The following is a 14,280-nucleotide window of genomic DNA, read 5'->3' on the forward strand; positions in this document are numbered from 1 at the left end:
CCCCGATAGGACTGATGTCCTTTTATGGTGGGGTTCACCATAAAAGATATAAGGAATAGCGGGACTGAAGGCCTTGAAAAACCCGAAATGTTCTGCTCCTGAACAATTGGCTGATAATCATTTAGAATTGTTTTGCTATTACAAATAAATGTATTAATTTTGCAAACCTTTTGGCAGAGAAGAGTTTCCATTAGGTATCAACTATTTATGTAAAACAACTTCTGTTTTTTCTATCGCATTAAGAAACTCGAGAAAAACAGAATACAAATTTTTTATCAGCATGTCTGAACAATTAAAATCACAAGAAGAGTTTTTAGCAAATTTTAACTGGCATAACTTCCAAGAAGGAATTGATGCAGTTGATGAGAAAAACTTACAAGAATTCGAAGAACTAGTTTCAAAAACTTTCATCGCTACAGATCAAGAAGAAGTAGTTGAAGGTGTAGTTGTTAGAATTACAGATAGAGACGTTATCGTTGATATCAACGCAAAATCGGAAGGTGTTATTTCTTTAAACGAATTCCGTTACAACCCAAACTTAAAAGTTGGTGACAAAGTAGAAGTATTAATTGACATCCGTGAGGACAAAACAGGTCAATTAGTATTATCTCACAGAAAAGCACGTACTATTAAATCATGGGATAGAGTTATTTCTGCAAACGAAACAGGAGAAATCGTTAATGGTTTTGTAAAATGCAGAACTAAAGGTGGTATGATCGTTGACGTTTTTGGAATTGAAGCTTTCTTACCTGGTTCTCAAATTGACGTTAAGCCAATTAGAGACTACGATGTATATGTAAACAAAATGATGGAATTCAAAGTGGTAAAAATTAACCACGAATTCAAAAACGTTGTTGTATCTCATAAAGCGCTTATCGAAGCTGATATCGAAGTACAGAAAAAAGAAATCATCGGTCAATTACAAAAAGGACAAGTATTAGAAGGTGTTGTTAAAAACATTACTTCTTATGGTGTGTTCATTGACTTAGGTGGTGTTGACGGATTAATTCACATTACTGACCTTTCTTGGAGTAGAATCAACCACCCAAGTGAAGTTCTTGAATTAGACCAAAAATTAAACGTTGTAATCCTTGATTTCGATGATGAGAAAACAAGAATTCAATTAGGATTGAAACAATTAAACGCTCACCCATGGGATGCTTTAGATGCTAATTTAACTATTGGTGATAAAGTAAAAGGTAAAGTAGTTGTAATCGCTGATTACGGTGCATTTATCGAAGTTGCTGAAGGTGTTGAAGGTTTAATCCACGTTTCTGAAATGTCATGGTCAACTCATTTACGTTCTGCACAAGATTTCGTAAAAGTTGGAGATGTTGTTGAGGCTGTTATCTTAACTTTAGATAGAGATGACCGTAAAATGTCATTAGGTATCAAACAATTGACTCAAGATCCATGGACTGACATTACTTCTAAATACCCAGTAGGTTCTAAACATACAGGTATCGTTAGAAACTTTACAAACTTTGGTATTTTCGTAGAATTAGAAGAAGGAATTGATGGATTAATTTACATCTCTGACTTATCTTGGACTAAGAAAATCAAACACCCATCTGAATTTGTAAATGTTGGTGAGAAACTTGATGTAGTTGTATTAGAATTAGATGTTGAAGGACGTAAATTATCTTTAGGTCACAAACAAACTACTGCTAATCCTTGGGATCAATACGAAGATTCTTTCGCTGTAGGAACTATCCACAATGGTGAAATTTCTGAAATCGTTGACAAAGGAGCTACTGTAGAATTCGGAGATGATATCGTTGCTTTCATTCCTACTCGTCACCTTGAAAAAGAAGACGGAAAGAAATTGAAAAAAGGTGATACTGCTGATTTCAAAGTAATCGAATTCAACAAAGAATTCAAAAGAGTAGTTGCTTCTCATACTGCTATCTTCCGTGAAGAAGAAGAGAAAAACGTGAAAGCTGCAACTGAAAATACTTCATCTGCTTCATCTACAAATGCACCAGCTGCAACTTTAGGAGATAACAATGATGTATTAGCTGCATTAAAAGCTAAAATGGAAAAAACTGAGAAAAAATAATTCTTAGTTTCCTCTAAATAGAAAGTCCCACAGTAATGTGGGACTTTTTTTATGCCATTTTTTTTGTTTCAAGTTTTCTTTGTTTCAAGTTTCAAGTTGCCGCCGCGATCTTGTCTTTGCGAGGAACGAAGCAATCTCATTTGCTAAATCGAGAATGCATTACTTATAATTTTGCCATTTCGAAGAACGAGAAATGACAAAAAAATGCTGAAATGTTTTAATTAGCTGCTAATAATTTTGTCTCTTCTGGTGTAAATTCAGGTACCACTGCATAAGTTTCAATTTCAGCAATTTTCATTTCATCTAAAATGTCAACTAGATTCCCATAATTCGATTTTTTGCTTGGTTTAATAATTACAATTATACTTTCAGGTTTTAGACTTTTAGAAGAATATTTAAGTAAACTATTTTTTCTTTTTAGTAATTCTCTTCGGATTCCGTCTTTACCATATTTAATTTCTTTTGGAGCAATTATCGGAGATTCTAAAAGCCCCATATAATAGATCAGTTTATCATTTTCGTCTAACATTACAGTTATTGACCTATTTTCTCCATAATCCGGATATGATGGACAATCACAACATCCATGGTCTGGAGAATCCAAAACCATAGCCTTAGGCTTCGCCAACTCAATCGTAACCATAAAAAATATAATCAACAAAAAAGAAACACTAACCATTGCAGTCAAATCAACTCTCGTACTTAGCTTTTTACTTCTTACTTTTTTAGCTAAATTTTCCATGTTTAAAATGTTTTAATTAGAAGCTAAAAGTTTTGTTTCTTCTGGAGAAAATTCATTTACAATAGCATAAGTGTCTATTTTTGCAATGGACATTTCGTCAAGAATATCAACTAAATTTTTATAATTACATTCTTTACTTGGTTTAATAATTACGGTAATTCCTCTTCCGGGTTTTCCCAATTGAGCGGAATATTCAAGCATAGATTTGTTTCTAATAAATAATTCTTGGCGAATTCCATTTTTGCCATAATCCATTTCTCTAGGCGGAACTAGTGGGATTTCTAACATTCCCGTGTATGAGATTAATTTATTATCATTCCCTAATAAAATAGTCATAACTCGGTTTTCTGTACCACATCCGCCATTCCATCTGTCACAAATGGGATCTTTATCTGGTAAACTTAAATCTACGGCTTTGGGCTTCGATAATTCAATTGTCACCATAAAAAATATAATCAACAAGAAAGAAACACTAACCATCGCAGTCAAATCAACTCTTGTACTTAGCTTTTTACTTCTCACTTTTTTAGGTAGATTTTCCATAATGAATCAATTTGTTACTAAAGTTAATAATAAAAGTAATACAAAGATATTTGTGATTTTAAAAATAATTAAAAATAAATTTAAGTTTTAATGTCTTGTTTTACAGTTGATATTAAGGATATTTCAATGATTTTGAATCTTTTTTGATTTTTTACTAAAACCAAAACGATTGTTATGGCGTAAATGAGCTTATAACTTAAAACATTCATTATGAAAACTAGAAAATTTTTAGCCGTAGCAATTTTAGCACTGGGATTTGGTTTTACATCATTTGCACAAAAATCTGTGATGGTTGGTGGAGCTGCAATGTATCCAAACAAAAATATTATTGAAAATGCTGTAAACTCAAAAGATCATACTACACTGGTTGCTGCTGTAAAGGCTGCCGGATTAGTAGAAACATTACAAAGTAAAGGACCATTCACCGTTTTTGCCCCAACAAATGCTGCGTTTGACAAATTGCCTGCCGGAACTGTCGATACATTATTAAAACCTGAAAATATCAAAACATTGCAAACTATTTTGACCTATCATGTTGTTGCCGGAAAATGGAATGCTTCTGATATCGCAAAAGCAATTAAAATGGGAAAAGGAAAAGCGTCTCTTAAAACGGTTAGTGGTGGCACTCTAACTGCGTGGATGGATGGAAAAGATCTTTACATAAGCGACGAAAGCGGAAACAAAGCTAAAGTAACCATTGCTGACGTTAATCAATCTAATGGTGTGATTCATGTAGTTGATACTGTATTATTACCAAAAATGTAATACTTACTCAAATTCCAATAAATAAAATTCCAAACTCCAATCTGTAGAAACTGGAATTTGGAATTTTGTTTTATCAGAGTTTAAAAAACTAAAAGTTGCAATTTGGTCTTTCAACAAGAGTCTTTCACGCAGATTTAAAAAGCTTTAAGCAGATCTATGGAGATTATAATTAAAATAAATCTGCTAAAATCTGCATAATCTGCGTGAAACAAAATCTTTTTAATCTGTATAATCTGTGGCAAAAAAACTTGGCGATTTTGCTCCCGATAGGTATCGGGACTGCGAGAAAAAGATTAAGCATAATTTGCTAAAAGAAAGCTTAACGTAATGACACTGGACTTCGGGATTAACTATTGAAATCTCAAAAAAAACTAAGTTGGAATTTGGAATTTCAAACTATTGGAATTTTAAAACTTATCGTTTGGCTGTCAAAGTCGATCCTGCAGAAGCAATAACAACACAAGCCACAGCCAAAATTTCGTAAAAGTTCAAACTTTCCTGTAAAAAGATAAAAGCACAAATTGTGGCAGCGGCAGGTTCTAAGCTCATTAAAATACTAAAAGTACGTGGAGGAAGCTGACCTAAAGCTTTCATTTCTAATGTAAACGGAATAGCACTTGACAAAAGAGCCAAAGCAACACCCATTCCGAGAAGTTTTGGAGTAAGATTTGATAATCCGTTTTCGTATAATCCAAATGGAAGGATTAGAATTGCACCAAACAACATTCCGGTTGCAACTGCCTGACCGCCATGCATTATTTTAGATACTTTTCCGCCTAATACAATATAAGCTGCCCAAAGAGCGCCTGCTAAAAGGGCAAATAAAACTCCTAATGAATCGATACTATTATTTGACCACGGCGCTATAAGAACTATCCCGATTGCTGCCAGGAGGACCCAACAATAATCCATTAGACGTGTTGAACCGATTATAGCTACCAATAACGGACCGATGAATTCTAAGGTTACTGCAAGTCCAATTGGGATTCTCTCTATCGCCATATAAAAAATCAAATTCATTGCACCCAACGCTAAACCGTATGGTAAAACAATTTTCCATTGGCTTGGGGTAATTTCCTTTAAATTTGGTCTGTAAGCTATAAGTAAAATTATGGCAGAAACGCCAATTCGGATTGATGCTGTTCCCGCAGCTCCAATTGCAGGAAATAAGGTTTTAGCAATTGCAGCACCACATTGCACACTAATAATTGCTAAAAGTACTGCGTAAATTGGAGGGATATTGAAATCTTTATTTTTCATGAGAATTGTAAAAGGAGATAAGAAACGAATCAAGAAAGAAACATCTTTTATCTCTTAAGAAAAAAGGGGAGCTGAAGGTAAATTCAACTTTTTAAAAGATATTTTATATTTATTGTAAAGCGCGTTTTGTAACAAAAGCCCGGTAACCTATAATTGCCATTTGCCATTTTTTTGCTTTAGAAATATCCAAACCTTGCTTGGTAAAACTCGGCAAAAGAATTTTGTTGATTTTGGCTAAGATTTTATACATAGTAGGTTAATTTTTTTGCAAAGATATAAAAAAAGACCTTGCGGTTATGCAAAGTCTTTTTGATTGGTTTAGTATTGAAAATTAAATGTTTATTCCGTTTTTAGAATCAAATTCTTGTCAGGTCCATTCTCTACGTTTAAGGCGTTTTTTGGAGCCTGAATCCAGCCTGTTTCATTAATTACAAATTTAAACATGTTGGTTTTGTCTTTTTCAAATTGGCTTTTAGGAACCGAAAGTTCAAATGTGTTTTTGTTTTTTCGGACCATTTGATAGTTTTTATCCTTTGGATTCCAATTGTCAAAAGAACCGGCTATTGAAACACTTTTCACCAAACTTGCATCAAGTGATTTATCATGTACATATCTAAATAGTATATTTTCAGAAGTAGTTGAATAACCGTAAATTTCCTTTTCCGTATCGGCTTTAGCTAACAATTCACCTGATAAACTTACGACGGCATTTCCTAATGCATTTGAAGTCTTTTCGTTACTGATATTTGCAATTATTGAAATTCCTAAATTTCGTTCCGGATAGACTAAAAACATATTTTGTGTTCCAAAAGCGCCGCCGTGTTTCCAACAGTTTCTACCATTGTTATCTACTTGAATACCGTCCCAGAAATAACCGTTCCAATCACTATCAGAATCCAGAAGATTTCTCTGAGATTCCAGAACTATTTTATTCTTGGTATTTAATTCAAAAGCAATGAATTTGGTAAGGTCACCTAAAGTAGATTTTAAATAGCCGGCTGCACCCCAGAGATTGTCTGAAATAGTTGGCATTAATTTTTTACCATTATAACCGTTGGCGATAACTGTATTTTTATCAGGATTTAATTCTGTCGATGTCATATTTAATTTTGACAAAATATTTTCTTTTAACAATGTTTCATAATTCTTATGATAAATATTTTCCAGTATATGCGCTGCCAATTGAACACTTCCGTTGCTATATTTAAATTTAGTCCCCGGTAAAGTATCTAATTTTATTGTTTTTAGATCTTGAAAGAATTTTTCACGAGAATAAGAATCATCTAGTTTTTTAAAGCCAATATAACTACTGTCGTTCGGGTTTTTTCTTAATTCTGAGGTATCGGGTAAGTCTTTGTTGAAGCCGGTTTTAAAAGAAACCAGATCTTTAATTCTAATAGGTTTGCCCTGATATTCTAAATTAGGATAAGAACCTGTTATGTATTTTCTAATATTATCATTAAGATTTATTTTTTGCTCTAAAACTGCTTGCGCTATCAATAATCCTGTAAACAATTTAGTGATCGAAGCGACTTCAAAAACCGTATTATTATTTGCCTGATTGTTTTTTCCTTTGTCAATTTCTCCATAATGTTTCGTATAGGTTTTGCCGTCTTTTACGATACCAATAGAGATAGAATTAGCTTTTGAATTTTCAAGCAAAACCAAGGCATTTTTATCCATTAGCTCCAGTATTTGTTTTTCAGAAAAAGAAGCGTTTTGTTGCGCAATGCAAGAAAAGTTAATTCCAATTAAAAATAGTAAGATTGATTTTTTCATTTTGCTGTGGTATCAATGTTGACTTTTTTCTTTTTATAATAAATTAAAAAACCAGTGGTATTAAACACTGGTTTTTATCTTTAAGAAGTTTCTAAATATGATTTTTGTTGGGATTTAAGATTTTTTAATATCTCTCTCCACTTTTTTCATGTTTTTTTCATGTGCTTTCATATTTTGCTCATACACTTTCATGTCTTTTTCAAATTGCTCCATTTTCTTTTCAAAATCTCCTCCAAATTGCTGGTCAATATATGCGCCATATTTATCCATTTCAGCTCCAAATTTTTCCATAGCGATTTCATACTTTTCCATTTCTTTATCATAAACAAGTTCACGTTTTGACATAATGTCTTCTACTTGATTTTGATAAGCGTCCAATTTCGGTTGAAATGCGTCCATTTTTTTCTGAAATTCTGCCATCTTTTTGTCAAAATCTTTCATAGCTACTTTATCCGAAGTGTTTCTTGGCAGCACAGGAGGTTTTGGCATATGTGACATATTTGGCGAAGCCGGTAGCTCTAAATCTTTTGGCAATACTGGCATTACCGGAGCAACTGGTGCTGGCTGTAATTCTGGTGTTGCAGGAGGTGTAGGAGGAACCGGAGGAGTCATTCTATCTGAGTCATTATAGCTTGCGATTTCTGCTACACGATCTTCATAATTAGTTGATTTGATATTTTCTGTATCTGTAACAACACCAATTTTTTTAATGCCGTTTTTTTCAGTTGAAACGGAAATTGCAAAGCTGTCTATAGCTTCATCACCATCAATTTCAATAGTTTGAACCTCTTTAGTTCCTTTTTTAATGTTGATTTTAATCCCTATTAATTCATTTTTAGAGTTTCTCTTTATATTAGAAACAGCAATATCTGCATCATGATTCTTTTTTAGTTTCTCAGCGATTACTTTTAGTTCCTGATCAGTTGTATTTTTATTAATGTTATAAATATCATCTGAATCATTAGTTTTAGAAATTTCCTGAGGCTGATTTTTCTCCTGTGCAATGGTTTTAATTTGAAACAACAGTACAAAAGCAACTAGTACCGGAAGTATGGCATAATACTTCCAATAATTCCATTTTTTTGATTGATTTTTGTTTAACATGACAATTCGTTTTTTGATTAATGATTGATAAAAATGATTGGTAATTGCAACACATGATTCGTGTGTTGTGATTTTTAAAAGCGTGTATTGATACGCTTTTTTGTCTGATATTTTCTTGGCAGCTTCACTATCAGCAATGAATTCAAGATTTTGAAGAATTGCTTTTTTGTACAGCCAAATAATTGGATTGAACCAAAAAAGTACGCAAAAAACTCTCGAAATTAAAACGTCTACAGTATGATTTTGATCACTATGCACTTTTTCATGCTCAATAATATTCTCTAATTCTGCAGCTGTGTACATTGATGAGTTGTACACGATATAATCAAAATAAGAAAAAGGAGCAATGTTCTCACGAACATCTATAAACTTGAAATCAGCTTGTTGGTGTACTTTTTTACCTTTTAAGACTGAGTTTAAACTATAAAAATCAAGTGCAAACTTTATAATCAAGGCAAGAAACCCGATGCAATAAATAGCTAGTACGACATAATTCCAGTTAATCTCAAAAGATTCCTGCACGATTGCATGATGCGGGCTATAGGCTCGAGAATAATTTACATCAGAAACTGGTATTGCGACCGGATCGATCCAGACTATTTTAGTATAAACCAAAAAAGGCAATATAATCGAGGTTATTAATCCGGCTAGCAAGAACCATCTGCTGCTGTTAAAAAAAGTTTCTTTGCGCAGTAAAAAATAATAAGCACAGTAAAACAATAGCATTAATCCGCTTGATTTTGCGATAAAAATAAAAAGAGCTTCCATAATGGTTATTTAACTTCTTGAGGAGTTTCGATCATTGCCAGGATTTCGCGTAATTCTGCCGCCGAAATTTTTTCTTCTTTAGCAAAAAATGAAACCATACTTTTATAAGAACTATTGAAATAATTATCAATCGCTGTACTCATAAAGCCTTTACTGTAATCTTCAATACTTACAATTGGGTAATATTGATGTGTATTCCCAAAAGCATTATGCCCCACATATCCTTTTTCTTCCAGATTACGAACAATAGTCGAAAGTGTATTATAATGCGGTTGATCTTCAGTAATTTCTATTTGAATCTCTTTTACAAAAGCTTTTTTAAGCTTCCATAAAATGTGCATGATTTCTTCTTCTTTGTTGGTTAGCTTTTGCATGATTTTAGATTTTACGAGTAATTGAAATTACTTTTTAGTTTCAATAATTATCACTCCGTTTATACCTTCGTCTCCGTATCTTGCAATAGCTTCTGGACCTTTAAAGACATTCATTGATTTGATATTAAGATCGTCAAGAGATTTGTTTTCATCTGAACTTAGACGACCAATTACTACTCCGTCGACAATGTACAATGGGTCAGAGTTTATTTTTATAGTCTGCTGACCATTATTATTGGTTACAGTAATATTTGTATTGGTATTTGTTTTTCCGTTTACGTTAGTGCTTACAACAGTGCTAGTAAGGGTATTAACATTGCAATCAGCTTTTGTGCTAGTATTAGAATTAATGTTAACATCAGTGTTGGTTTTAGAGTTTTGAACTTTTACGATTTCAATTTTATTTGCTTTATCAGTAGTTTTAGCATCACCTACTTTGTTATCATCGGTAACTAAACTGATTTTTTTAGAACCATTTTCATCCGTTACGATAATAATTCCGCAATCTTTAATGCCTTTGTCACCAAGAACCTCATATTCTTGTTCTTGTTCAGTGCCAATTTTCGCATGTAGTTTTATTGCAATTAGTTCGTTTTGAGAATTTCGTTTTAATTCTGCAATTGTAAAATCGACATTGTGATTTAATTTTAATTTTTCTGCAATAACCTTTAAGTCCTGATCTGTAGTTGTTTTTTTGATTTTGTAAACATCAACAGATTTGATCTCTTTTTTAGAAACCGCAGTTGTGGTTTCTCTTTTTTCTTTTGCAATTACTTCGATTTGAAATAATAATACAAATGCCGCAAGAGCTGGAACTACAACATAGTACTTCCATGAATTACTCTTTTTTGATTGATTTTTGTTTAACATAACGATTCGTTTTTTGATTAATGATTGATAAAAATGATTGGTAATAGCGAGACAACTCTCGTGTGTCGTAATTTTTAAAAGCGTGTATTGATATGCTTTTTTATCTGATATTTTTTGAGCAGCTTCTTTATCTGCAATAAATTCAAGATTTTGAACAATTGCTTTTTTATAGAACCACATTATTGGGTTGAACCAAAACAACATGCAAAAGACTCTCGAAATAAGAACATCTACAGTATGATTTTGATCACTATGAACTTTTTCATGTTCCAGAATACTCTCTAACTCTGATTCCGTGTACATTGATGAGTTGTAAACGATATAATCAAAATAGGAGAAAGGAGCAATGTTTTCTTTTACATCTATAAACTTAAAATCAGCTTGTTGTTGTATTTTTTTTCCTTTTAGAATGGAGTTTAAACTGTAGAAGTCGATGCCAAATTTGATTAAAAAACCAATGAAGCCAACTATATAAACAGCAATAAAGACCAGATTCCAATTAACTTCAAAAGAATTATTTTCTGTATTTAAAGGAGAAAGCTCTGAGTAATTTATATTTGAAATAGTAGCAGCGTTAATCCAGACTACTTTTGTGTAAACCAAAAAAGGCAATACAACAGAAGTAATTAAACCGGCTAATAAAAACCATCTGTTACTATTAAAGAATGTTTCTTTGCGCAGTAGAAAATAATAGGCACAAAAAAATAAAAGTAACAATCCGCTTGATTTTGCTATAAATATAAATAGTGCTTCCATAAATGCTTATTTTTCTTCTTTTGGAGTTTCAATCATTGCCAGGATTTCACGTAATTCGGCCGCCGAAATTTTTTCTTCTTTGGCAAAAAATGAAACCATATTTTTATAAGAGCTGTTAAAGAAATTATCAATAGCAGTATTCATAAACTTTTTACTATAAGCTTCCAGCGTAACGGCAGGATAATATTGATGCGTATTTCCAAAAGCATTATGTCCCACAAAACCTTTTTCTTCAAGATTTCGTACAATAGTCGAAAGTGTATTGTAATGCGGTTGATCTTCAGTTATTTCTGCCTGAATTTCTTTTACAAAAGCTTTTTTAAGCTTCCATAAAATATGCATGATTTCTTCTTCTTTGTTGGTTAACTTTTGCATGTTTTCTAATTTTAATTCAAACCTACAACTATTTTTCTAGTTACACAACTATAAAAATAGTTATTTAACTAAAAAATTCGTTTGATTGATCTTTTAACCGCAAAGTGCACTAAGCTTTTTTATCTATGAATATCAATAAAAACGCAAAGTTCGCAAAGCTTTGTGTAGATATAGCTTTGCGAACTTTGCGTTTTTATTAAGTCACAATAAGTAAAAAAAACTTAGCGGACTTTGCTGTAAAATTTTATAAGTAATCTATTTTAACCAATTTTCTCACGGATTAATGCTTTTTTTATCCAAAAGCAGCAAAGTGTTGCAAAAACTCCAATACAAGCCATAAAGAGCCAGTTGATTTGGTAACCCAAACGAGAGATAATTTCGAAACCGACTTTAGAACTAATAATATGAGCCAAACTAAAACTCATGGTATAAAGCGCCATATATCGTCCTTCCTGACCTTTTGGTGCTCGACTTAACGCAAAAGCATTCGAAAAAGGAAAGGTTAGAATTTCTCCAATTGATATACAAATCATGCTGATTACCAAAATTCCTGCCCAAACATTAATTAGCAATAAAAAGAAACTTGACGCCATGACAAATGAACCCAGAATAATGATTCGTATTTTCGGGAAACCTTTTCTCTCCATAAAGCCAACCGTTGGCATTTCTAAAGCAAAGATTAAAAGCCCGTTTAGAGTCATTAATAACCCGGTCTGAAACTCTGATAAACCAAATTTCTCATTATGATATAAAGGTAGAGTTGTAAAAAGCTGAAAGAAAATCATTGCCGTAACGAAACTAACAAATAAAAATACCCAAAAGATTCTGTCATGAAATACCGATTTTATTTCTGCAGCGCTCTCCATTTTATCTTCATGAACAACTTTTTTCTTTTCCTTAACCAATAGCGCAAATATTGAAATAGAGATAATACACGATGCACCATCAACCCAGAACAAACCAGAATAACCAATTCCCATAATAATTAAACCTCCTAAAGCTGGTCCTGCAGCAAAACCAAGATTTACCGCTAAACGTACTAAAGTTAAGGCACGTGTTCTATTTTCGGGTTTTGCATAAGCTCCTAACGAAACAAACATTGCCGGTCTAAACATATCTGCAATAGTCATTAAAACAAACATAGCAATACAAAGCGCCCAGAATGTCGTAATATATTGTACAAAGAAAAGCGAGACCCCGCTGGTAAATAAACTAAAAATCATGATTTTGTAAAACCCGATTTTGTCTGATAATTTTCCGCCTAACCAAGAACCTAACATTGATCCAAGACCAAAGGCTACCATAATCCAACCTACTTGATTATAAGTAAAATGAAGGTCTTCTTTTAGATATTTTGATAAAAAAGGAAGTACCATTGTTCCTGCACGGTTGATAAAAGTGACAATTGTAAGTATCCAAATTTCTCTTGAAAATCCTTTAAAATTGTTGATGTAATGGTTAAAAGCAGTTTTGAGCATTATAAAATAAGTTATTTACAACAAAGTTAGGAAACTTTGTCACTTAGAGTGGTTGTCGCATTGTTACTTTTAAACTATTTTTGTGGAAAATTTCTAAGATGAAAAATTCAATCGCATTTGTTGTAATGTTGGTATTTAATTTTGGCTTTAGCCAAAAGAAATTTGACCAAAATGATGCCAAAAAATTTCAGAATACAATCAATTCGGAATATGCTGATGCTAAGACAAGTCCGTTGATGGAAAAAGATTTAAAGAGTTTTAAAACTTTAGATTTTTACCCAATATCAGGTAAATATTTTGTTGTTGCAAAATTTGAAAAAGCACAAAACGAGAAAGTTTTTGAAATGAAAACGACAGGAACAAGAACTCCAAAATATATCAAATACGGAACATTATATTTTACGTTAGATGGTGTTGCTTTGAAACTGAATGTGTACAGAAGCATTGAACTTTCAAAAACAGAAGCGTATAAAGATCATTTGTTTTTGCCATTTTCAGATTTGACCAGCGGTAAAGAAAGTTATATTGGCGGAAGATATATTGATTTAAAAATTCCAAAGGGAAATACAATTGCAGTAGATTTTAATCAGGCTTATAATCCATATTGTGCCTATAATCATAAATATTCTTGTCCGCTTGTTCCTTTAGAGAACGATTTGAATGTGGAGATTAAAGCCGGAGTGAAAAATTTTCATTAATGGAATTCTTTAATTTTCATACTCATCAATTTACAAATCAATCCAATATTTTGGAGTTGGTCAATCAATATCCGCAAGAATTTGATGCTTCAATTCCGTATTACTCGATAGGAATTCATCCTTGGTATATTAAGGAAGATCAAATTGATACCGATTTGAAAATTATTGAAGAAAAATTACAAACTAAAAATTGTCTTGCGCTTGGCGAATGTGGTTTAGACAAACGAATCGAAATTCCGCTGGAACAGCAAATTATAGTTTTTGAAAAACAATTGGCTCTAGCCGAAAAATATCAAAAACCGGTTGTCATTCATTGCGTCGCGGCTTTTCAGGAAGTAATTGCTATTAGAAAAAAAATGAAAATTTCAGTTCCGATGATTATTCACGGATTTTCTAAAAATAGCCAAATTGCAGAACAACTTATCAAAGCAGGATTTTATATTTCGTTTGGAAAACATTTACTTAGAAATCATGAATTGAAGACGGTTTTTAAAGAAATTCCAAACGATCGTTTTTTTCTGGAAACAGATACGATTGAAGAGAATATCAAGCAAGTTTATGAATTAGCTTCAGAATATAAAAATATAACAATCAAAGAATTACAGGATATTATTTTAAGTAATTTTAGACTAGTATTTGAGAAATAAAGGTCGAAAAGCTTTGTCAAAGTTTAAAACTTTGACAAAGCTAGCGACAATTTAGGAACTTG

Annotated in this window: 14 protein-coding genes; 4 read left to right on the forward strand and 10 right to left on the reverse strand. The window is 32.3% G+C overall.

Annotated elements, in window-relative coordinates:
- Positions 1-280: 280 nt before the first annotated feature.
- Positions 281-2,059 (forward strand): 30S ribosomal protein S1, encoded by a 1,779-nt coding sequence (rpsA, locus tag LPB88_RS08000; RefSeq protein ID WP_089354646.1) that lies wholly within the window; start codon positions 281-283, stop codon positions 2,057-2,059.
- Positions 2,060-2,276: 217 nt separating this feature from the next.
- Here rpsA and LPB88_RS08005 read toward each other — a convergent pair whose 3' ends face one another.
- Together LPB88_RS08005 and LPB88_RS08010 are read right to left on the reverse strand one after the other, a co-directional pair.
- Positions 2,277-2,801, reverse strand: coding sequence for a biopolymer transporter ExbD (locus LPB88_RS08005; RefSeq protein WP_230714384.1), 525 nt, complete (start codon positions 2,799-2,801; stop codon positions 2,277-2,279).
- Between the two features lie 12 nt (positions 2,802-2,813).
- A complete protein-coding gene (locus LPB88_RS08010; RefSeq protein ID WP_230714387.1) occupies positions 2,814-3,344 on the reverse strand; it encodes a biopolymer transporter ExbD in 531 nt (176 codons plus the stop codon).
- Positions 3,345-3,554: 210 nt separating this feature from the next.
- Here LPB88_RS08010 and LPB88_RS08015 point away from each other — a divergent pair, with 210 nt between their 5' ends.
- On the forward strand, positions 3,555-4,109 hold the full coding sequence (locus tag LPB88_RS08015) for a fasciclin domain-containing protein (protein WP_230714389.1): 555 nt from the start codon (positions 3,555-3,557) through the stop codon (positions 4,107-4,109).
- 414 nt (positions 4,110-4,523) lie between these two features.
- Here LPB88_RS08015 and LPB88_RS08020 read toward each other — a convergent pair whose 3' ends face one another.
- The 8 genes from LPB88_RS08020 to LPB88_RS08055 all read right to left on the reverse strand — a co-directional run bounded on the left by LPB88_RS08020 (position 4,524) and on the right by LPB88_RS08055 (position 12,873).
- A complete protein-coding gene (locus LPB88_RS08020) occupies positions 4,524-5,369 on the reverse strand; it encodes a DMT family transporter (RefSeq protein ID WP_230714391.1) in 846 nt (281 codons plus the stop codon).
- Positions 5,370-5,478: 109 nt separating this feature from the next.
- Complete coding sequence (locus LPB88_RS08025; protein WP_089354517.1) at positions 5,479-5,619, reverse strand: SsrA-binding protein; 141 nt, start codon at positions 5,617-5,619, stop codon at positions 5,479-5,481.
- A gap of 89 nt (positions 5,620-5,708) precedes the next feature.
- Positions 5,709-7,148, reverse strand: coding sequence for a serine hydrolase (locus LPB88_RS08030; protein ID WP_230714393.1), 1,440 nt, complete (start codon positions 7,146-7,148; stop codon positions 5,709-5,711).
- A 114-nt stretch (positions 7,149-7,262) separates the two neighbouring features.
- Positions 7,263-9,020 carry a M56 family metallopeptidase gene (locus LPB88_RS08035; protein ID WP_230714395.1) on the reverse strand — a complete coding sequence of 586 codons (1,758 nt, stop codon included), beginning with the start codon at positions 9,018-9,020 and terminating at the stop codon, positions 7,263-7,265.
- A 5-nt stretch (positions 9,021-9,025) separates the two neighbouring features.
- A complete protein-coding gene (locus tag LPB88_RS08040; RefSeq protein WP_230714397.1) occupies positions 9,026-9,394 on the reverse strand; it encodes a BlaI/MecI/CopY family transcriptional regulator in 369 nt (122 codons plus the stop codon).
- Positions 9,395-9,421: 27 nt separating this feature from the next.
- On the reverse strand, positions 9,422-11,020 hold the full coding sequence (locus LPB88_RS08045; protein ID WP_230714398.1) for a M56 family metallopeptidase: 1,599 nt from the start codon (positions 11,018-11,020) through the stop codon (positions 9,422-9,424).
- Positions 11,021-11,026: 6 nt separating this feature from the next.
- The gene (locus LPB88_RS08050; RefSeq protein ID WP_230714399.1) at positions 11,027-11,395 is read right to left on the reverse strand and encodes a BlaI/MecI/CopY family transcriptional regulator; all 369 of its coding nucleotides are present in this window, start codon (positions 11,393-11,395) and stop codon (positions 11,027-11,029) included.
- A 260-nt stretch (positions 11,396-11,655) separates the two neighbouring features.
- A complete protein-coding gene (locus tag LPB88_RS08055) occupies positions 11,656-12,873 on the reverse strand; it encodes an MFS transporter (protein ID WP_230714402.1) in 1,218 nt (405 codons plus the stop codon).
- A 98-nt stretch (positions 12,874-12,971) separates the two neighbouring features.
- Between LPB88_RS08055 and LPB88_RS08060 the strand changes: the two genes are divergently transcribed.
- Positions 12,972-13,571, forward strand: coding sequence for a DUF1684 domain-containing protein (locus LPB88_RS08060; RefSeq protein WP_230714404.1), 600 nt, complete (start codon positions 12,972-12,974; stop codon positions 13,569-13,571).
- Positions 13,571-14,218 carry a TatD family hydrolase gene (locus LPB88_RS08065; RefSeq protein ID WP_230714406.1) on the forward strand — a complete coding sequence of 216 codons (648 nt, stop codon included), beginning with the start codon at positions 13,571-13,573 and terminating at the stop codon, positions 14,216-14,218. Before LPB88_RS08060 ends, LPB88_RS08065 begins: the two co-directional genes overlap by 1 nt.
- The last annotated feature ends 62 nt before the right edge of the window (positions 14,219-14,280 follow it).

Source organism: Flavobacterium sp. JAS (assembly GCF_020991455.1).
Lineage (GTDB): Bacteria > Bacteroidota > Bacteroidia > Flavobacteriales > Flavobacteriaceae > Flavobacterium.

What these genes read in the sequence shown, in the direction of transcription:
- LPB88_RS08035 (WP_230714395.1), bottom strand. Translation starts at nt 9,020, where the DNA reads ATGGAAGCTCTTTTTATTTTTATCGCAAAATCAAGCGGATTAATGCTA.
- LPB88_RS08060 (WP_230714404.1), top strand. Translation starts at nt 12,972, where the DNA reads ATGAAAAATTCAATCGCATTTGTTGTAATGTTGGTATTTAATTTTGGC.
- LPB88_RS08015 (WP_230714389.1), top strand. Translation starts at nt 3,555, where the DNA reads ATGAAAACTAGAAAATTTTTAGCCGTAGCAATTTTAGCACTGGGATTT.
- rpsA (WP_089354646.1), top strand. Translation starts at nt 281, where the DNA reads ATGTCTGAACAATTAAAATCACAAGAAGAGTTTTTAGCAAATTTTAAC.
- LPB88_RS08055 (WP_230714402.1), bottom strand. Translation starts at nt 12,873, where the DNA reads ATGCTCAAAACTGCTTTTAACCATTACATCAACAATTTTAAAGGATTT.
- LPB88_RS08040 (WP_230714397.1), bottom strand. Translation starts at nt 9,394, where the DNA reads ATGCAAAAGCTAACCAACAAAGAAGAAGAAATCATGCACATTTTATGG.
- LPB88_RS08045 (WP_230714398.1), bottom strand. Translation starts at nt 11,020, where the DNA reads ATGGAAGCACTATTTATATTTATAGCAAAATCAAGCGGATTGTTACTT.
- LPB88_RS08025 (WP_089354517.1), bottom strand. Translation starts at nt 5,619, where the DNA reads ATGTATAAAATCTTAGCCAAAATCAACAAAATTCTTTTGCCGAGTTTT.
- LPB88_RS08050 (WP_230714399.1), bottom strand. Translation starts at nt 11,395, where the DNA reads ATGCAAAAGTTAACCAACAAAGAAGAAGAAATCATGCATATTTTATGG.
- LPB88_RS08020 (WP_230714391.1), bottom strand. Translation starts at nt 5,369, where the DNA reads ATGAAAAATAAAGATTTCAATATCCCTCCAATTTACGCAGTACTTTTA.
- LPB88_RS08030 (WP_230714393.1), bottom strand. Translation starts at nt 7,148, where the DNA reads ATGAAAAAATCAATCTTACTATTTTTAATTGGAATTAACTTTTCTTGC.
- LPB88_RS08065 (WP_230714406.1), top strand. Translation starts at nt 13,571, where the DNA reads ATGGAATTCTTTAATTTTCATACTCATCAATTTACAAATCAATCCAAT.
- LPB88_RS08010 (WP_230714387.1), bottom strand. Translation starts at nt 3,344, where the DNA reads ATGGAAAATCTACCTAAAAAAGTGAGAAGTAAAAAGCTAAGTACAAGA.
- LPB88_RS08005 (WP_230714384.1), bottom strand. Translation starts at nt 2,801, where the DNA reads ATGGAAAATTTAGCTAAAAAAGTAAGAAGTAAAAAGCTAAGTACGAGA.